The sequence below is a fragment of the Lentzea guizhouensis genome (genome assembly GCF_001701025.1).
In the GTDB taxonomy this organism is placed as follows: Bacteria; Actinomycetota; Actinomycetes; order Mycobacteriales; family Pseudonocardiaceae; genus Lentzea; species Lentzea guizhouensis.
Genome location: NZ_CP016793.1, coordinates 1,284,018 through 1,301,421, shown reverse-complemented (window position 1 = coordinate 1,301,421; position 17,404 = coordinate 1,284,018). Strand labels below are relative to the sequence as shown.

The following is a 17,404-nucleotide window of genomic DNA, read 5'->3' as shown; positions in this document are numbered from 1 at the left end:
CCGCCGCACTAGGGGCCACCGATGACCACACTTCAGCACACCCGCACCTCCGCCGCTGTCACGCGGGGGCCCCGCGTTCCCCTGGAGGTCACGCGGGAGTCCCGCGTGACCTTCGAGCCGGGGGTGTGGGCGGGCGTGCAGGTCGTGCTGCTGGCGGGCGTGGCCCTGACGGTGGGGCTCGGGCCGCTCGGGTGGGCCGCCGGGCTGGCCTACGCGTTCGCCACCTGGGCGTTCCTCGGCTACGGCATGCAACGGCACCGCATCTCCTCGCTCGGTCCCGCTGACCGGGTCACGCTGGCGCGTGGCCTGCTGGTCGGCGCGGTCACGGCGCTGGTCGCCGACCGCGCGGGCCAGGACGTGCCGGTCGCGCTGGTCGTGACGCTGGCGGCGGTCGCGTTGTCGCTGGACTGGGTGGACGGCCAGGTCGCGCGCCGCACCGGGACGTCGACCGCGCTGGGGGCGAGGTTCGACATGGAGGTCGACGCGTTCCTGATCCTGGTGCTGAGCGCGTACGTGGCCGTGCACATGGGTCCGTGGGTGCTCGCGATCGGGCTCATGCGCTACGTGTTCGTCGCCGCGTCGTGGAAGCTCCGCTGGCTGAACGCGCCGCTTCCGGCCAGCTACGCGCGCAAGGTCGTGGCCGCGGTGCAGGGGATCTTCCTCGTGGTGGCGGCTTCCGGTGTCATCCCGTTCGCCGCTGTCGTCGTTGGTCTCGCGCTGGCATCGTTGGTGTGGTCGTTCGGTCGCGATGTGCTGTGGCTGCGGCGCAACGCGGTGGTCGCGGTGGGAGGATCCCGTCATGCCTGAGCAGACCTCAACCGCGGCGAAGATCGGCAACGTCGTCGTCTGGATCCTGCAGATCGCGCTTGCCGTGCAGTTCGTCATGAACGGCTACGCGCTCTTCACCGACCAGTTCGTCGCGAAGTTCGACGACATCGGCTTCGGCCAGTGGTTCCGGTACTTCACCGGTGTGCTGGAGATCGCCACCGCGCTCGGACTGCTGATCCCGCGCATCTGCGGGCTCGCGGCCCTGGCGCTGGCGGGGATCATGGCCGGCGCCGCGCTCACCGAGATGTTCCTCGTGACCAACGGTGGCATCGACGACGCGACCATGCCGCTCGTCTTCATGGTGTGGGCGCTGGTGATCGCCGTCTACCGCCGCGAGCAGATCCTCGGGGCGGTCAGGCTGGTGCGGAAGTGACTTTCGGGAAGTAGCGCAGCACGGCGACGTCCCCGACTTTCGTGACGTCCTCCAGGTGGAACCGGCGAGCCGGTCCGCCGGGGAATTCGGCGGGATTCACGAAACGCGGGGCCGTCGCCTGTCCGATCAGCATCGGCGCGACGGCCACCCTGATCTCGTCGGCCAGCCCCGCCCGCAGGAACGCCGTGTGAATGCTCGTGCCGCCTTCGACCATCAGCTTTCGCACACCGCGTTCGCCCAGATCGTCGAGGATTTCTGCGAAATCGGTGAAGGTCCTGGTTTCCGCGAGGTGGTCGACCGTCGTCGGCGTCAAGCACGAGTAGACCAGGCGCTCGCCGCCGCAGTGCCAAAACCGCAGCTCAGGGTCCAGCTGGCCACTCCTGGTCACGGTCACCCGCAACGGGAACTCCGGTTTGCCCTCCGATGATCTCCGCGCGCGCCGCTCTTCGCTGTAGACGAGCAGGCGCGCGTTGTCCCGGCGCAACGTCTCGGCCCCGGCCAGAATCGCGTCCGACTCCGCGCGCATCCGGTCGACGTGGTCGAAGTCCTCGGCGTTGGAAAGCGGAAACCTCTCGGTGCCGCGGTCGTCGATGTGACCGTCGAGACTGACGGCCACGCTCAGCAGAACGTGCGGGCGGGTCACGCACCTGATGTTAGTGGCGTGACTCGTAACGTGGGCGTGTAATTCACGCTCAGCGGGCCACCTCGCGGTGCCGCCCCCGCGCCCCCGTACATCCAGTACGAGGACGCGGGGGCGGCACCACGATGCGGCCGTCTGACCGCGAATTCCCCGGCAACGTTCCGAGCCACGCCACTAATGCAGCTGAACCGCCTGCGGGTCGCGCCCGTTTGACCAATGAGGCAGGGAAAGGGGAAACTCGGTGAAGACGTTGTTGCGGCGGACGGCCACGCTCCTGGCGGGACTGTTCGTGTTGTTCGTGCTCATCGCACCGAGCGACCTGGAGAAGTTCACGTTCGAGGCGTTCCTGCGGGTGCCGCTCGAAGGCCTGGTCGGCGTGCTGCTGCTGGTGGCGGTGCCGGACCGCTTCCGCAGGCCTGCCGCCATCGCGCTCGGGGTGGCGCTGGGCGTCTTCACGGTCGTGAAGATCATGGACATCGGCTTCGACATGGTGCTGTACCGGCCTTTCGACCTGGTGCTCGACTGGCCGCTGCTGGTGCCCGCGCTCGACTTCGTGGACGTGACGTTCGGCCGCTTCGCCTCGGTGCTGGCCGTGGTGCTCACGGTCGCGCTGGTCGTCGGGATCGTGTTCCTGGCGGCGGTGTCGGTGCAGCGCCTGGGTTCTGTCGCGGCGGGACGGCGCCCGGTCACCGTCCGGGTCGTGGCGCTGGCCGCCGTGGCCTGCGTTTCCCTTGCCGTGCCGGGAATCCCGGTCTACTCCGACGCGGCGGCGACCTCGGTGGCCGACCACGCGCGGCGGTTCCAGGCGGGGCTGCGCGACCAGGAGGTGTTCGCGGCGGAGGCCTCGGTCGACGCGTTCCGCGGGCATCCGGGGCTGCTGTCGGCGTTGCAGGGCAAGGACGTCGTGTTCACGTTCGTGGAGAGCTACGGCAAGTCGGCGCTGGAGATGCCGGACGTGGCCGCGAAGCTCGCGGACGGCGACGCCCGGCTGAAGGCACGCGGCTACGCGGCGAAGTCGGCGTACCTGACCTCACCGACGGCCGGCGGCGGCAGCTGGATGGCGCAGGCGACCTTGTTGTCCGGCCTGTGGATCGACAACCAGCAGCGCTACCGCAACCTCGTGGCGAGCGACCGGCTCACGCTGCCGCGCGCGTTCCGCGAGGCGTCGTGGCGTTCGGTCGGGGTCGTGCCCGGCATCACGCAGGCGTGGCCGGAGGGCGACTTCTTCCACTACGACGAGATCTACGCCGCGCAGGACCTCGGCTACGCCGGCCCGCGGTTCGGTTACGCGACGACACCCGACCAGTTCACGCTGGAGTCGTTCCAACGCAACGAACGCGCGAAACAGCACGGCCCCGTCATGGCCGCGATCCCGATGGTGTCCTCGCACGCGCCGTGGTCGCCCACGCCCGACTTCGTCGACTGGGACGAGCTCGGCGACGGCTCGATCTACGCGACCATGCCCGCCTCGAACGACCCGCCGGAGTCCATCTTCGGCCGCGACCCGGCCGCGGTGCGCGCCGACTACGCGCACTCGGTGTCCTACTCGCTGGAGTCGGTCATGTCGTACCTCGAACGGTACGGCGACGAGAACCTGGTCTTCGTGTTCCTCGGCGACCACCAGCCGGCGCAGATGGTGACCGGCGAGGGTGCCTCGAAGGACGTGCCGATCACCGTCGTGGCCAAGGATCCGGCTGTGCTGCACCGGATCGAGGGCTGGAAGTGGGACGACGGGCTCAAGCCGGGGGCGTCCGCGCCGGTGTCGCGGATGAGCGACTTCCGCGACCAGTTCCTGTCGGCGTTCTCACCGCCGAAGCCCTAACCGGGGTCGACGGGCCGTTCGAAGAACGACTCCAGCACCACGATCGTCTGCGTCCCGGTCACGCCGTCGACGCCGTACAGCCTGCGCAGTGACGCCTGCAGCTCTTCGGTGGTCGGCGTGCGCACCTTCACGAGCAACGCCGCCGGGCCCGCGATGACGTGTGCCTCCACAACCTCCGGCAGTGCCTCCAACGCCTCGCGGGTCGGCGCGTCGCCCATCCACGCGTTGGCCTCGACCAGCACGTACGCCATCACACCGCGACCGACGGCCGCCGGGTCGACGTCCACGGTCGTGCGCCGGATGACGCCCTGGTCGCGCAGCTTGCGGACCCGTTCGTGCGCGGCACCCGCGGACAGCCCGACGGCCTTGCCGAGCGCGGCGTACGCCTGGGTCGCGTCGCGCTGCAGCTCCGCGAGCAACATGCGATCTACGTCATCCACCGGTTGACCGTATCAGGTTCGGCGTTCGATGCTAGAGACAGGACTTCGTTCAACGATCTGGGGTAGGACATGGACAAGGTCAAAGCGGACTTCGTCGTTCTGGACGACCGGTTCGCCCGCGTCAACGGCGACGAGTGGGTCCACCGGCTGCACACCGGCTGCCGCTGGACCGAGGGGCCCGCCTACTTCCCCGCCGGCCGCTACCTGGTGTTCAGCGACATCCCGAACGACCGGGTGCTGCGCTGGGACGAGTGCACCGGCGCGGTCGGCGTCTTCCGCGAACCGGCCGGGTTCCACAACGGGCACACGGTTGACCGCCAAGGCCGGCTCATCAGCTGCGAACAGGGCAACCGCCGGGTGACCCGCACCGAGCACGACGGCTCGACCACAGTGCTCGCCGAGACCTACCGGGGCAAGAGGTTCAACAGCCCCAACGACGTCGTCGAGTCGGCGGACGGCGCGATCTGGTTCACCGACCCCAGCTACGGGATCGACAGCGACTACGAGGGGCACCGGGCCGAGAGCGAGATCGGTGCGTGTCACGTCTACCGCGCCGACCCGGTCGACGGGTCCGTCACGGTCGTGGCCGACGACTTCTCGCGGCCGAACGGGCTGGCGTTCTCGCTGGACGGCTCGTTGCTCTACCTCGCCGACACCCGGCAGAACCCGAGCCACATCAGGGTGTTCGAGGTCGACGGCGGGACTTTGCGTGGTGGTGAGGTCTTCGTGACCAGCGACGCCGGCGGGTTCGACGGCCTCCGCGTCGACGAGGCCGGGCGGGTCTGGGCCGCCGCGCACGACGGCCTGCACTGCTTCGCGCCGGACGGCACGCGGATCGGCAAGCTGCGGATCCCCGAGGTGTGCTCCAACCTGACGTTCGGCGGGCCGCGCAACAACGACCTGTTCATCACCGCGTCGAGCTCGGTGTACACGCTGCGGGTGAACTTCTCGGGGCCGCCCCGTCGGTAGGCGGCCCCCAGGCCCAGGGTTCCGGTCTCAGCCCATCGTCTTCTGGCCGTCGATCGTCTCGCGGATGATGTCCGCGTGGCCCGCGTGCTGCGAGGTCTCGGCGACGATGTGCACGAACACCCGGCGCGCCGACCAGGTCTTGCCCTCGGGGAACCACGGCGCGGCCGGCAGCGGGTGCGAGAGGTCCATGTCGACGGTCTCGACGAGCTTGTCGGTGTAGGCCGCGATCTCGTTGTACCGCTCGATGATGCCGGCGAGCGTCTCGCCCGGCTCCATCCGGAAGTTCGCGGCGTGGTTCTCGTAGTCCGTCGACTCGGGGTCGGTCTCCATCGCCGACGTGCCCTGCTCGATGAACCGGACCCAGCTCTCCTCGACCGACGCGACGTGCTTGATGAGCCCGCCGATGCACAGCGCGCTGGCCGTCGGGCTGGACGCGGCCTGCTCGTCGGTGAGGCCCTGCGCCGTGAAGGTCAGGAACCAGCGGTGCTGCCGCAGGGTCTCGAGCAGGTCCGCGCGCTCGCCGGTGAGGATCTCGGTGGTGGTCATCGCTTGTGTCCTTCGCTCGTTTGTCCCGACATGAAGGACTCTAGGACCACTTGAGGTCAGCTTGTGTCCTAGACGAACGGCCGCTCAAGCGGGACTTGAGCGAGATTCGAGCGAGATCGCGATGACCTGGAGTCACCCTGCGTGACTCACCGGTCCAGGTACCCGTCGTCGGGCCGGTCGACCCGTCCGCCGCCCTCCTCGGTCTCCTCGATGTGCATCGCGGTCTCCTCGGCGGCGGTGACGTACGCACCCTCGCCGGCTGCGACCGCCACCGCGTCCGGCTCGGTGTCGACCGGCTCGCCGCCACCCTCGGGCGTGGTGAACTGCTGGGGTTCAGTCATGCCCTCGTGGTTTCCGGCGAGCCGGTCGGACAAACGTCAGGCCACGATCGGAGTGATCAGGAGATCTCGAACGAGTTGGCGCGGTCGTCTACACGGCTCGTCCCGGGGTCAGCAGCGCAGTGCGGGCGCACCGTCCCGGCCACCACCGCGCAGCGTCGCGACGTTCGCGTGGGTCAGCCCGAGCACGGCCTGCGCGGTCGCACGGGTCGCGGTCGCCGGGTCGAAACCGGCCGCGTCGAACGCGACCGCACCCCGGTCCGCGACCGGTGCGTCACATCCGACCTGCAACGACCTCAGGTAGTCGCGGGCCTTGGCCGCGCGCTCACCGCGCAGCACCTGGGCGGCCAGGCCCGTGCTGTTGGCGTTCGAACCCGCCTGCGCGCTCGGGAACCCGCCGTCGGCCTGCTGCTTCGACTCCAGCCACGTCACGGCGCGTCCCGTCGGCCGACCGGCGGTGCGCAGGGCCTGGACCACGATCGCGGTGGCGTCGACGTCGCTGACGCACGGCGAGGTCTCGAACGTGACCGGGAAGCCCCCGTCGGGGCACTGGCTGCCCGCGAGGTACGAGGCCGCCTTGGTGTCCTTCAGGGCGAACACCGCGTACGACTGCGTGAAGGCGTTGGAGAAGTCACCGAACTGCGAGCGGTCGGTGTAGCGGCCGGACGGCGCCTGCAGCGCCTTGAGGCCGGCGACCAGGTCACGTCCGGCGAACGCGCGCGGGTTCTGGCCCTTCACCCGTGCGGCGACGGCGAGCTTGGCGTGCGCACCGGCGTACGACTCGCCGTCCGTGCCGAGGTAGGCGTCGGCGATCTCGGGCTTCGCCAGCCATGCGATGGCACGGTCGGCGTAGTCGTCGGCGTCCTTCGCCGCCGCGAAGGCGAAGATGGCGTCGATGGTCAGGCCCTGGTCCGGGTACTTCACGCCACCGAACTCGGTCTCCAGCCGCTCACCGCCGGCCATCTGTCTCGCGAGCCACCCGGCGGCGGCGTCGACCCGATGGGCGGTGCCGGCGTGCGCGGGGACGGAGGTGAGGAGAGTGGCGCCGACGACGGCGGCGACGATGAGTCTCTGCATGGACCCGAGGCTAACGAAACTGTCGGACCTCGCCGTTATGGTCGCGGGATGATTGCCGATGACCTGCGCCACCACCTCCAGGAGGCGCGCGACTCCGTGGTGTCCTCATTGGACGGACTGAGCGAGTACGACGTCCGCCGCCCGCTCGTGCCCAGCGGCACCAACCTGCTCGGTCTGGTCAAGCACCTGGCATCGAGCTCGGCTACCTCGGTGACTGCGTGGGCCGCCCGGCGCCGGTCACGTTGCCGTGGGTCGAGGACGGCTCGATCTGGGACAACGCCGACATGTGGGCCAAGCCGAGCGAGAGCCGCGAGTACCTGCTCGACCTCTACCGCATGGCCTGGCGGCACTCGGACTCCTCGATCGCCACGCTGCCGCTGGACGCGCCGGGTGAGGTGTCCTGGTGGGCCGAGCACAAGCGGCGGACCACGTTCGGGCACCTGCTGGCCCGCGTGGTGGCGGAGACCGCGCAGCACGCGGGCCATTGCGACGTCGTCAGGGAGCTCATCGACGGCCGCAACGGTGCCGGCAACCCGCCGGAGTTCTACGACCTGGTCGAACAGATGGCCGCGGAGGCGCGCTGACAGCCGGAACCGCTCCGCCTCGCAGGTGCGCACCTTGTCGAAAGTAAGCCCGAACCGGTTCCGATCGGCAGAGGCGCGCGAAGGCGGCGGTTCGTAGGTTCGGCTGGGTGACTTGGCTGACTGTGGGCACCGACGCGGTGCTGGGTGTGTTCGCTTTGATGTTCGCGTTCCTGTGGTTCCAGTTCCGGTTGCGAGCGTTCCTCGGCGGGGCCGGTGTGGTGGTGGCGTATGCGACGAGTGAGGTCGTGAAGCTGGTCGTGCAGGAGGAAAGGCCCTGTCGCACCAGGCCTTCGCTCGCCGAGTGCCCGGAGCCGGGGGACTGGTCGTTCCCCAGCAACCACTCGGTGATCGCGGGTGCGTCGGCGATGGCGATCTGGGCGCTGCACCGGACCTTGGGCTGGGTGGCGGCGGTCTGCGCGCTCGCGGCGGCCGCGTCACGGGTCGTCGTGGGTGTCCACTATGTACACGACGTGCTGGCCGGACTGGCGCTCGGAGCCTTGGTGTCGTGGGGGGTCGCGGTGCTGGTGAAGAAGAAGCTTCAGCCGAAGCAGCTCGGCAACGCCGACGCGCCGACCGTGGTGATGAGCCGGCTGCGATGATGAGGCCCGTGTGGCTGAGGCTGGTCCTGTGGGTGTGCGCGGCGGTTCCGGTGGTGGCGGCGAGCGTGACGTCCCGGGCGGGGCGCCTTGCTGAGTGGGAGGTCCTGCTCTACCTGGTCGTGTTCGCGGTGGCACTCGTGGTCGTGCGGCGCAGACCTGCTGTGGCGCTGGGGCTGGCGCTCAGCTCGTGGCTCGTCTGCTACCTCGTGCGGGTCGAGCTCGACAGCGCGACCGGGGTGATGGCGCTGGCACCGGCGCTCGCGGTCACCAGCTTCTTCGCCGGGCGGTACGCGCGGGACCCGCGGGCGAGCGCGATCACCCTGACCGTCGCGGAGATCGCCGGTGTGGTCGTGGCGCTGACCGAACGCGGCGGCTCGGACACCGCGCTCGCCGTCACCTCCGGCATCGGCGTCCTGGGCGTGGTGCCGTGGGCGTTCGGGCGGTTCCGGTTGAGGTACGCGGACCTGCAGGAGGTCGGCTGGGAGCACGCGGCGTTGCTGGAACGCGACGCCGACAACGCCCGTGACGCCGAACGCGCGCGCCTGGCCGGTGAGATGCACGACCTCGTGGGCCACGAACTGGCCAGAGCCGCGCTGTTGGTCGGTGCGCTGGAACTGGAACCGACGCTCAGCCGGCAACAACGCGAGGCCGCCAAGACCGCACGCGCCAGCGTGACCGCCGCCGCCGAACGACTCGCGGACGTCATGCAGGTCCTGCGCGCCGACGAGGACGAACCGGTCGCGACCGTCGAGGAGGTCGTCGCCCGGTCCGGCCTGCGCGTCGAGCTCACCAACCACCGCACCGAACCGGTCGACGGCATCATCGCGAGGACCGTGCACCGCGTGACCGCCGAGGCGCTGACGAACGTGATCAAGCACGCACCCGGCGCGCCGGTCACCGTGACCCTGACAGCGAACCTCGACCTGCGCATCGCGAACGGCCCCGCCCCGAAGACCCCGGCGGTCGGCAGTGGCAAGGGTCTGGTGGGCCTCGCCGAACGCGTCGCGCTCGTGGGCGGCTGGTTCGAGGCGGCGCCGACGGACGACGGCGGGTTCGAGGTCCGGGCCAAGCTCCCGGAACGCCCACGGGCCCGCACCACGCCCACGCACATGCGTCGCGAGCGCACGGAGGAGGAGATCCGCAAGACCGCGCGCCGGACCATGCTGATCACAACGGCCGTGTGCGCGGGAATCGTGATCGGCGTGCCGGGCTACATGGTGTTCGACGCGGTGACGTCCGTTCTCACCCTGCAACAGTTCGAACGGGCACAACCCGGGCAGCACGAGGACGACATGGACCTGCCGCTGCGCACCCGCGTCGACAACCCGCTCGGCGTCACCGCGCCGCCAAGCGCCGAGTGCCGCTACTACAGCACGCACGCCAACCCGTTCGACGGCGCCCGGCACGACCTGCACCAGCTGTGCTTCCGGGATGATCGGCTCGTGTCCAAGCAGTGGCTGGCCAGGAGGAGCGGTTGATCAGGGTCGTGCTCGCGGACGACGAGCCGGTGGTCAGGTTCGGCGTGAAGGCCGTGCTCGCCACCGCGGGAGACGTCGAGGTGGTCGCGGAGGCGGAGAACGGCAGCGAGGCGATCGACCTGGTCGCCCGCCACCGCCCCGACGTCGCCGTGCTGGACATCCGCATGCCGGTGTTCGACGGCCTGGACGCGGCCAAGGTGATCCGCGAGTGCCATCCGGGCACGCAGACGCTGGTGCTGACCACGTTCGCCGACGACGCCTACATCAGCAGGGCGCTGGGGGAGGGCGCGGCGGGGTTCGTGCTGAAGACCGGCGACCCGCAGGAGATCATCTCCGGCGTCCGCGCGGTCGCGGGCGGCGGCGCGTACCTGTCCCCACTGGTGGCCAAGCGCGTCGTCGACCAACTCTCTCGCGCCCGCCCACGGCCGCAGGCACAGCAACGGATCGATGTCCTCACGGCCCGCGAACGCGAGGTGCTCGGACTCGTCGGCGCCGGCCTGTCCAACGCCGAGATCGCGGCGCGCCTGCACGTCGTCGAGGGCACCGTGAAGGTGTACGTGAGCACGATCTTCCGGCAGTTGGGCGTCCGCAACCGCGTGCAGGCCGCCATCATCGCCCACGAGTCCGGCATCATCCCCGCCTGAACGGCGTCTGCAAGTACCACCAACTTCGTGGTTGGTAGTACTTGCAGACGCCCCGAGGGTCAGGTGCGGACGCCGATGCCCGAGATCGCCCGCACTTCCATCTCCGCCGCCTTGTCCGCCATCTCCGGCTCGCGCTTCGAGAAGATCGTCGCCAGGAACCCGCACAGGAACGAGAACGGGATCGACACCAGCCCGGGGTTGCCCAGCGGGAACCACGCGAAGTCGACGTCCGGGAAGATCGACGTCCGCGAGCCCGACATCACCGGCGAGAAGATGATCAGCACCAGGCACGAGCCGAGGCCGCCGTAGATGCTCCACAGCGTGCCGGTGGTGTTGAAGCGCCGCCAGAAGATCGTGTAGAGGATCGTCGACAGGTTCGCCGACGCCGCCAGCGCCAGTGCCAGCGACACCAGGAACGCCACGTTCTGGCCGTTCGCCGCGATGCCGCCGATGATCGACAGCACACCGACCACGACGGCGGTGAGGCGGGCGACCTTGATCTCGCGGCGGGGTTCCGCGTTGCCGCGCTTGATCACGTTCGCGTAGACGTCGTGGGCGAACGAGGCCGAGGCGGCCAGCGTCAGGCCGGCGACGACCGCGAGGATCGTGGCGAACGCCACCGCGGAGACGATGCCGAGCAGCACCGCGCCACCGATCTCGAACGCGAGCAGCGGCGCCGCCGAGTTCTCGCCGCCCGGTGCCGCGGCGATCTTGTCCGTGCCCACCAGCGCCATCGCGCCGAAGCCGATCACCAGCGTGCACAGGTAGAAGATGACCATCGTCCAGGTCGCCCACACGACCGACCGGCGGGCCTCCGCGGCGTTCGGCACGGTGTAGAAGCGCATCAGCACGTGCGGCAGCGAGGCGATGCCCAGCACCAGCGACAGCGCCAGCGAGACGAAGTCCAGTTTGGACATCGAGCTGAAGCCGTACTTCGCGCCGGGGTCGAGCACGGCCGTGCCGAGCTCGTTGTTCTCGGTGGCCTGCTCCATGATCGCGGACAGGCTGAAGCCGAACTTGCCGAGCAGGAAGATGCTCATCAGCGTCACGCAGAGCAGCAGCAGGACGGCCTTGATGATCTGCACCCAGGTCGTGCCCTTCATGCCGCCGACCAGCACGTAGAGCACCATCACCATGCCGACGACCGCGATCAGCAGGGCCTGGCCCCACTTCGAGGACACGTTGAGCAGCAACGCGATCAGGCCGCCGGCGCCCGCCATCTGCGCGATCATGTAGAAGAACGAGATCACCAGGGTCGCGTTCGCGGCGGCCGCGCGGACCGGGCGCTGCTTCATCCGGAACGCCAGCACGTCGCCCACGGTGAAGCGGCCGGTGTTGCGCAGGCCCTCCGCGATCAGCAGCAGGCCGACCAGCCACGCCACGACCCAGCCGACCGAGTACAGGAAGCCGTCGTAGCCGTGCGCCGCGATGCCGCCGGAGATGCCGAGGAACGACGCGGCGGACAGGAAGTCGCCGGAGAGCGCCACGCCGTTCTGGGCGCCGGTGAACGAGCTGCCCGCGGCGTAGTAGTCCGACGCCGTCACGTTCCGGCTCGAGGCGCGGTAGACGATGTAGAGGGTGATCAGGACGAACACCGCGAAGACGCTGAGGTTCAGCACCGGGTTGCCGGTGGTGGGCATGCCTTACTCCTCGACGCCGGTCTTCTCGGCGAGCAGCTTGCGCTGCGGGTCCAGCCTCCGTTTGGCGTAACGCGCGTAGGAGAGCGTGATGACGATGGACACGACGAACTGCCCGAGTCCCAGCAGGATCCCGAGGTTGATCACGCCGATCACCTTCGTGCTGACGAAGTTCTTCGCATACGCGGACAGCAGCACGAACGTCAGGTACGACGTGAGGAACAAAACGGTCATCGGGAAGATGAACGTCGTGAGCCGGCGGCGCAAGGCCCGGAATTCGTCGCTCTGTTGAATGAGCGCGTAGTTCGGCTTGCCGTTCGAATCGACGTACGACAAGACCTCGGGGTCGTCGAACGACGCGAATCCCCGTATTTCCGGTTGTCCGTGCTGCGTTTCGCCAGGCGACCGCATCGCCTTGGTCATCGATCCCCGCCCCTCCTGCGTGCGGGCACACTCTAGCGTCCGCACGTGTCCAGTCAACGTCTCCGCAGGCAGCTCAGGTGCCGGGAACTGGCCGAAATCGGACACGTGCATTCGTCTCAAATGGTTGACCAGGGATGATCTTCAGGTTCAAGGCCTGCGAGTTGCGAGATGCGCAACAGCACAACGACAGGTCCTGACCGTTGTCGCACGTGTGCGGCTGGCCTAGGATCGTCCGGTCCGCGTTTTTGTGACGGTTGGGGATAAAGTGGGGTTCTTAGCGCGCGAACGCACGGTCGCGCCTCCCGGATGGAACCGCTGGCTCGTTCCGCCCGCGGCCTTGGCGATTCATCTCTCCATTGGTCAGGCCTACGCCTGGAGCGTCTTCAAGACGCCGCTGGAGAAATCCCTGGGCATCACCGGAACGCAGAGCGCGCTGCCCTTCCAGCTCGGCATCGTGATGCTGGGCCTCTCGGCCGCCGTGCTGGGCACGACCGTGGAGCGCCGCGGGCCGCGGTGGGCGATGTTCATGTCGCTCGTCTGCTTCTGCTCCGGCCTGCTGATCTCGGCCGCCGGTGTGTGGGCGGGCCAGTACTGGGTCGTCGTGCTCGGGTACGGCCTCGTCGGCGGCATCGGCCTCGGCATCGGCTACATCTCGCCGGTGTCCACGCTGATCAAGTGGTTTCCCGACCGGCCGGGCATGGCCACCGGCATCGCGATCATGGGCTTCGGCGGCGGTGCGTTGATCGCGTCGCCGTGGTCGACCTCGATGCTGACCGCGTTCGGCGCCACCTCGACCTCGGGCATCGGCAAGGCGTTCCTCGTCCACGGCATCGCCTACGCGGTCTTCATGACCGTCGGCGTGCTGCTGATCCGCCTGCCCTCCAAGGAGTTCGAGGCGGCCAAGGCGGCGCTCGCCAAGGACAGGCCGAAGGCTTCGGTCGCGCACAACGTCTCCGCCAACAACGCGATCAAGACCCCGCAGTTCTGGCTGCTCTGGGTCGTGCTGTGCTTCAACGTCACCGCGGGCATCGGCATCCTGGAGAAGGCCGCGCCGATGCTGGTCGACTTCTTCAAGGAGTCGTCCACGCCGGTCGCCACGGCCGCGGCCACCGGTTTCGTCGCGCTGCTCTCCGCCGCGAACATGGCGGGCCGCATCGTCTGGTCGTCCACCTCGGACCTGGTGGGGCGCAAGAACATCTACCGCCTCTACCTGGGCGTCGGCGCGCTGCTGTACCTGCTGCTGCTGATGTTCGGCTCGACCAGTGTGCCGCTGTTCGTGATCGGCGCGATGGTGATCCTGTCGTTCTACGGCGCGGGCTTCGCGACCGTTCCGGCCTACCTGCGCGACCTGTTCGGCACCTACCAGGTCGGCGCGATCCACGGTCGTCTGCTGACCGCGTGGTCGGTGGCCGGCGTGCTCGGGCCGCTGATCGTCAACGCCATCGCGGACGCGGGCAAGAAGGCCGGTCACACCGGACCGGACTTGTACGCGACGTCGTTCTACATCATGATCGCCCTGCTGGTCGTTGGTTTCGTGGCGAACGAGTTGATCCGTCCGGTCGACCCGAAGTTCCACGAGCCGAAGTCCGAGACCGGAACCGGATCGCCGGAACCGAGGTCGGACGACGAGGCGACGGTCGCCAGGTGGAACGAGGCCGAGGCCGCGCAGACCGCTGCCGACGAGGCAGAAGACGCGGACAAGTCGGAAGGCGTGGTGCAGAAGTGAGCCCCGAAGCGAGCGCTGACGTGAGCTCTGCCCAGGAGCGGAAGTCGCAGCTGCCGTTGCTGGTCGGCGCGTGGCTGTGGGTGGGCGTCCCGCTCGCCTACGGCCTGTACCGGCTCTTCCTGAACGCGGCGAAGCTCTTCGTCTGAGCCGATGTTCACCACGCTGGTCAACTGGCGCAACTGGCGCCTGCCCGTGAAGCTCGCCGCGGTGCTGATCGTTCCGGTCACCATCGCGGTGGTCTCGGGTGTTCTCCAGATCCAGTCCCACATGGAGCGGGCCGACTCCTACGCCGCGTTGCAGCGGCTGGAGAAGGTCCGCACCGCGCTGATCCCGGTGGTCGAGGGCGTCCAGGCGGAACGGCGGGTCGTCGCGGAAGGCGCCGGCCCGCAGCTCCTGCAGGAGCAGGTCCGCCGCACCGATGCCGCCCGCGAGACGTTGCGCGTGGCGATCGAGAAGGCCTCGCTCAGCGAGGTCGTCACCGCCCGCATGAACGACGTCCACGCCAAGATCGGCCGCTTGCCCGCGTTGCGCGAGCAGACCGCGGACGTGCCGGCCGCCGTCAAGGAGTACACCTCGCTCACCGAGTCGATGCTCGACGTCGACGAGGTGCTGGCGAGCGACTTCGGTGACGCGGCGCTGTCCAAGACCGCGATGGGCCTGCACCACGCGTTGCACGTGCAGGAGGAGGTCCTCTACCAGCAGTCGGTCGTGCTGTCCGGGCTCACCCGCGGGCTGCTCGCGCAGGCCGAGGTGCGGTCGCTGGTCGAGTCGAACGTCAAGCTCAGCTACATCGCGGGCCAGTTCGCCGCGCTCGCGACGCCGGAGCAGCTCAACTCGTACTGGCAGGGCTTCAACGGCCCCGACATCGAGTCGCACCGCAAGATGCTGAGCGCCGCACTGCTGCACCCGACCTCGGACTCGGCGTCCGCGAACGGCAGCAGGCCCAGGCCGTTGCCGATCGCAGCGGCGGACTGGACCAAGGCCTCCGGTGCGGTCGCCGGCTCGCTCGACGGCGTCGTGCGGGGCCTGCAGACCGACCTGCGCGACACCGTGAACCGGTTGCGCGACGAGACCAGCGACGCCGCCGGTGCCGCGTCCGCGCTGCTGTTCGCGAGCCTCGTCCTGGCCGGCACCATCGGGTTCGTCGTCGGCCGCCACCTGCTGCGCTCGCTCGGCGCCCTGCGCCGCTCCGCACTGGACGTGGCCTGGGAGAAGCTGCCGGCGATGGTGGCGACCGGGCGCGGCAGCACCGAGGTCGAACCGGTGCCGGTGCACACGACCGAGGAGGTCGGCCAGGTGGCGCGGGCGTTCGACGCGGTGCACCAGCAGGCCGTCCTCTCGCTCGTCGAACAGGCGGGCCTGCGCGCGAACATGCGCAACATCTTCGTGAACCTCTCGCGGCGCAGCCAGAGCCTCGTCGAACGCCAGCTCAAGCTGATGGAGGAGCTGGAGAAGTTCGAGGAGGACCCGGAGCAGCTCGCGAACCTGTTCAAGCTCGACCACCTGGCCACCCGCATGCGCCGCAACAACGAGAACCTGATGGTGCTCTCCGGCGGCGACGTGGCCAGGCGCTTCACCCGCCCGATCCCGCTGACCGACGTGCTGCGCGCGGCGGCCGCGGAGATCGAGCAGTACCAGCGGGTCCAGGTGCACACCGCGCCCAGCGCGGAGGTCGTCGGCTACGTGGCCAGCGACCTCGTCCGCCTGCTCGCCGAGCTCCTCGACAACGCCACGGCCTTCTCGCCCCCGCAGTCCCAGGTGGAGATCAGCGCCTCCATCGAGGCCGGTGACATCGTGCAGATCGACGTCGTCGACCGCGGCATCGGCATCGACCCCGACGCGCTGGCCGCCGTCAACGGCCGCCTGGAGGCCGCCGGTGAGGGCGCAGACGTGCAGGTGTTCCGCGAAATGGGACTTTTCGTCGTGGGCAGGCTCGCGGCGCGCCACCAGATCGTGGTACGTCTCGACGCGCAACAAGGCAAGGGGACTCGCGCGATCGTGTTGGTTCCGGCCGAACTGGCACCACGACGGGAAGAGTCCTGGGAGTCTTTCCGCGGGGAGGCGATCGAGGAGCAGACGATGACCATGCGCGTGCCGGGACAACACACGTCCTGGTTCGCCGCAGCAGCAGCCGCCAGCCCCCCGCAGCCCCCCGCACGCCAGACGCCTGAGTCGGCACGAGGATTCCTCGACGCCTTCCAGCGCGGTGTGCAGAAGGGCCTTCCCGACCGGCAGGAGAGTCGATGAGCACGCAGGTGGACCAGTTCGGCTGGCTGGTCACCAACTTCACCGAACGCACACCCGGCATCGAGCACGCGGTGGTGATCTCCGCCGACGGCCTGGTGCTGGTCTCGTCGTCGAAGCTCCCACCGGAGTCGGCCGAGCAGTTCGCCGCGATCGTCGCCGGAATCGTCTCGCTGGCCGCCTCCGCCTCGCAGTGCTTCGCGGGCGAGGCCGTGGTGCGCACGGTCGTCCAGATGGACCGCGGCGTCATGCTGCTGATGTCGATCAGCGACGGCTCCGTCCTCGCGGTGCTCGCCTCCGCCGGTTGCGACGTGGCGCAGGTGGCCTACGAGATGACGGTCGTCGTGCGGCAGGTGGGTCAGATGCTCACGCCGGAGCTGCGGGCTGAGCTCGCATGAGGGAGTCCGACGATCAGCAGGTCAACTTCGGTGACCTGATCAGCGGGTTCAGCCTGGACAGCGACCGGATCCGGAAACGGGGGCGCAAGGCGAAGAAGGAGCAGCCGGTCGCGGAACCGGCTGCCGAACCGGACTCGCCGGCCCAGACGGGCTCGTTCGCGCGGCCGGACCCGTTCGGGCCGACCGGTTCCATCCCGCGGCCCGACCCGTTCGGCCGGCCGGACCTGTACGCGCAGCCTGACCCGTACGCCACGACGGCGTTCGAGGCCGTGCCGCCGTTGCCGTCGATCGAGTCGGCGTCGATCGTGCGGGCGTATGCGTGGACCGGTGGGCGGACGACGTCCGAGGTGCATCTGGAGATCGAGACGCTGGTCTCGGTCAACGAGCGGTCGGGCAGCGCGGTGCGGCCGGAGCACCAGGAAGTGCTGGCTTTGTGTTCGCAGCCGCGGTCTGTTGCGGAGATTGCGGCGTTGCGCGGGTTGCCGTTGGGGGTGACTCGGGTGTTGCTGGGGGACATGGCGGGGCATGGGTTGATCGATGTGCACCGGACTGCGTCGTCTTATGGGGATGAGCGGCCGGATGGGGATTTGATGGAGCGGGTGTTGGCGGGGTTGAGGCGGTTGTAGCCCGCCCTTGAG

Annotated in this window: 18 protein-coding genes and 2 pseudogenes; 13 read left to right on the top strand and 7 right to left on the bottom strand. The window is 69.3% G+C overall.

Features of this window, described 5'->3' with window-relative positions:
- Positions 1 to 21 precede the first annotated feature (21 nt).
- A complete protein-coding gene (locus BBK82_RS06665) occupies positions 22 to 807 on the top strand; it encodes a CDP-alcohol phosphatidyltransferase family protein (RefSeq protein ID WP_065914223.1) in 786 nt (261 codons plus the stop codon).
- On the top strand, positions 800 to 1,201 hold the full coding sequence (locus tag BBK82_RS06660) for a DoxX family protein (protein WP_065914222.1): 402 nt from the start codon (positions 800 to 802) through the stop codon (positions 1,199 to 1,201). The genes BBK82_RS06665 and BBK82_RS06660 overlap by 8 nt, the downstream gene beginning before the upstream one ends.
- Here BBK82_RS06660 and BBK82_RS06655 read toward each other — a convergent pair.
- Positions 1,182 to 1,844 carry a RibD family protein gene (locus BBK82_RS06655; RefSeq protein WP_065914221.1) on the bottom strand — a complete coding sequence of 221 codons (663 nt, stop codon included), beginning with the start codon at positions 1,842 to 1,844 and terminating at the stop codon, positions 1,182 to 1,184. The genes BBK82_RS06660 and BBK82_RS06655 overlap by 20 nt on opposite strands.
- 238 nt (positions 1,845 to 2,082) lie before the next feature.
- On the opposite strand from BBK82_RS06655, the gene BBK82_RS06650 reads away from it, so the two are divergent.
- Positions 2,083 to 3,663, top strand: coding sequence for a sulfatase-like hydrolase/transferase (locus tag BBK82_RS06650; RefSeq protein ID WP_065914220.1), 1,581 nt, complete (start codon positions 2,083 to 2,085; stop codon positions 3,661 to 3,663).
- Here the strand turns inward: BBK82_RS06650 and BBK82_RS06645 are convergent.
- Positions 3,660 to 4,103, bottom strand: a complete 444-nt coding sequence (locus BBK82_RS06645; RefSeq protein ID WP_237048052.1) for an Lrp/AsnC family transcriptional regulator — start codon at positions 4,101 to 4,103, stop codon at positions 3,660 to 3,662. The genes BBK82_RS06650 and BBK82_RS06645 overlap by 4 nt on opposite strands.
- Before the next feature lie 69 nt (positions 4,104 to 4,172).
- Between BBK82_RS06645 and BBK82_RS06640 the strand changes: the two genes are divergently transcribed.
- Complete coding sequence (locus BBK82_RS06640; RefSeq protein WP_065914218.1) at positions 4,173 to 5,072, top strand: SMP-30/gluconolactonase/LRE family protein; 900 nt, start codon at positions 4,173 to 4,175, stop codon at positions 5,070 to 5,072.
- 27 nt (positions 5,073 to 5,099) lie between these two features.
- Here BBK82_RS06640 and BBK82_RS06635 read toward each other — a convergent pair whose 3' ends face one another.
- The 3 genes from BBK82_RS06635 to BBK82_RS06625 all read right to left on the bottom strand — a co-directional run bounded on the left by BBK82_RS06635 (position 5,100) and on the right by BBK82_RS06625 (position 7,033).
- Complete coding sequence (locus BBK82_RS06635; RefSeq protein WP_065914217.1) at positions 5,100 to 5,618, bottom strand: DinB family protein; 519 nt, start codon at positions 5,616 to 5,618, stop codon at positions 5,100 to 5,102.
- Between the two features lie 146 nt (positions 5,619 to 5,764).
- Entirely contained in the window at positions 5,765 to 5,959 is a 195-nt protein-coding gene (locus BBK82_RS06630) for a hypothetical protein (RefSeq protein ID WP_154697113.1), read from the bottom strand.
- Between the two features lie 108 nt (positions 5,960 to 6,067).
- The gene (locus BBK82_RS06625; protein WP_065914215.1) at positions 6,068 to 7,033 is read right to left on the bottom strand and encodes a prenyltransferase/squalene oxidase repeat-containing protein; all 966 of its coding nucleotides are present in this window, start codon (positions 7,031 to 7,033) and stop codon (positions 6,068 to 6,070) included.
- On the opposite strand from BBK82_RS06625, the pseudogene BBK82_RS56625 reads away from it, so the two are divergent.
- The 4 genes and pseudogenes from BBK82_RS56625 (at position 6,956) to BBK82_RS06605 (ending at position 10,338) form a co-directional block, all read left to right on the top strand.
- Positions 6,956 to 7,617 (top strand): annotated as a pseudogene (locus BBK82_RS56625) (DinB family protein). The gene BBK82_RS06625 and the pseudogene BBK82_RS56625 overlap by 78 nt on opposite strands.
- A 107-nt stretch (positions 7,618 to 7,724) precedes the next feature.
- Positions 7,725 to 8,216 carry a phosphatase PAP2 family protein gene (locus BBK82_RS06615; protein WP_237048051.1) on the top strand — a complete coding sequence of 164 codons (492 nt, stop codon included), beginning with the start codon at positions 7,725 to 7,727 and terminating at the stop codon, positions 8,214 to 8,216.
- A gap of 8 nt (positions 8,217 to 8,224) precedes the next feature.
- Positions 8,225 to 9,694, top strand: coding sequence for a sensor histidine kinase (locus BBK82_RS06610; protein WP_170067876.1), 1,470 nt, complete (start codon positions 8,225 to 8,227; stop codon positions 9,692 to 9,694).
- Positions 9,691 to 10,338 carry a response regulator gene (locus BBK82_RS06605; RefSeq protein WP_065920859.1) on the top strand — a complete coding sequence of 216 codons (648 nt, stop codon included), beginning with the start codon at positions 9,691 to 9,693 and terminating at the stop codon, positions 10,336 to 10,338. Before BBK82_RS06610 ends, BBK82_RS06605 begins: the two co-directional genes overlap by 4 nt.
- Positions 10,339 to 10,397: 59 nt before the next feature.
- Here the strand turns inward: BBK82_RS06605 and BBK82_RS06600 are convergent, their stop codons facing one another.
- Positions 10,398 to 11,978 carry a solute symporter family protein gene (locus tag BBK82_RS06600; RefSeq protein ID WP_065914211.1) on the bottom strand — a complete coding sequence of 527 codons (1,581 nt, stop codon included), beginning with the start codon at positions 11,976 to 11,978 and terminating at the stop codon, positions 10,398 to 10,400.
- Positions 11,979 to 11,981: 3 nt separating this feature from the next.
- On the bottom strand, positions 11,982 to 12,503 hold the full coding sequence (locus tag BBK82_RS06595; RefSeq protein ID WP_237048050.1) for a DUF485 domain-containing protein: 522 nt from the start codon (positions 12,501 to 12,503) through the stop codon (positions 11,982 to 11,984).
- A 160-nt stretch (positions 12,504 to 12,663) separates the two neighbouring features.
- Between BBK82_RS06595 and BBK82_RS06590 the strand changes: the two are divergent.
- The 5 genes and pseudogenes from BBK82_RS06590 to BBK82_RS06575 all read left to right on the top strand — a co-directional run.
- Positions 12,664 to 13,986, top strand: a pseudogene (locus tag BBK82_RS06590) (OFA family MFS transporter); the annotation flags it as partial.
- Positions 13,987 to 14,144: 158 nt separating this feature from the next.
- Positions 14,145 to 14,270: an MFS transporter small subunit gene (locus tag BBK82_RS55715; protein WP_257785434.1), complete on the top strand. Its 126-nt coding sequence runs from the start codon at positions 14,145 to 14,147 to the stop codon at positions 14,268 to 14,270.
- A gap of 4 nt (positions 14,271 to 14,274) precedes the next feature.
- The gene (locus BBK82_RS06585; RefSeq protein ID WP_065914209.1) at positions 14,275 to 16,371 is read left to right on the top strand and encodes a sensor histidine kinase; all 2,097 of its coding nucleotides are present in this window, start codon (positions 14,275 to 14,277) and stop codon (positions 16,369 to 16,371) included.
- Positions 16,368 to 16,766: a roadblock/LC7 domain-containing protein gene (locus BBK82_RS06580; RefSeq protein ID WP_065914208.1), complete on the top strand. Its 399-nt coding sequence runs from the start codon at positions 16,368 to 16,370 to the stop codon at positions 16,764 to 16,766. The genes BBK82_RS06585 and BBK82_RS06580 overlap by 4 nt, the downstream gene beginning before the upstream one ends.
- Positions 16,763 to 17,392 (top strand): DUF742 domain-containing protein, encoded by a 630-nt coding sequence (locus BBK82_RS06575; RefSeq protein WP_065914207.1) that lies wholly within the window; start codon positions 16,763 to 16,765, stop codon positions 17,390 to 17,392. Before BBK82_RS06580 ends, BBK82_RS06575 begins: the two co-directional genes overlap by 4 nt.
- Positions 17,393 to 17,404: the final 12 nt, after the last annotated feature.

Bases quoted from the DNA above. Each gene is read 5' to 3' on its own strand.
- BBK82_RS06575 (WP_065914207.1), top strand. From the start codon at position 16,763: ATGAGGGAGTCCGACGATCAGCAGGTCAACTTCGGTGACCTGATCAGC.
- BBK82_RS06600 (WP_065914211.1), bottom strand. From the start codon at position 11,978: ATGCCCACCACCGGCAACCCGGTGCTGAACCTCAGCGTCTTCGCGGTG.
- BBK82_RS06580 (WP_065914208.1), top strand. From the start codon at position 16,368: ATGAGCACGCAGGTGGACCAGTTCGGCTGGCTGGTCACCAACTTCACC.
- BBK82_RS06660 (WP_065914222.1), top strand. From the start codon at position 800: ATGCCTGAGCAGACCTCAACCGCGGCGAAGATCGGCAACGTCGTCGTC.
- BBK82_RS06585 (WP_065914209.1), top strand. From the start codon at position 14,275: ATGTTCACCACGCTGGTCAACTGGCGCAACTGGCGCCTGCCCGTGAAG.
- BBK82_RS06640 (WP_065914218.1), top strand. From the start codon at position 4,173: ATGGACAAGGTCAAAGCGGACTTCGTCGTTCTGGACGACCGGTTCGCC.
- BBK82_RS06665 (WP_065914223.1), top strand. From the start codon at position 22: ATGACCACACTTCAGCACACCCGCACCTCCGCCGCTGTCACGCGGGGG.
- BBK82_RS06625 (WP_065914215.1), bottom strand. From the start codon at position 7,033: ATGCAGAGACTCATCGTCGCCGCCGTCGTCGGCGCCACTCTCCTCACC.
- BBK82_RS06635 (WP_065914217.1), bottom strand. From the start codon at position 5,618: ATGACCACCACCGAGATCCTCACCGGCGAGCGCGCGGACCTGCTCGAG.
- BBK82_RS06630 (WP_154697113.1), bottom strand. From the start codon at position 5,959: ATGACTGAACCCCAGCAGTTCACCACGCCCGAGGGTGGCGGCGAGCCG.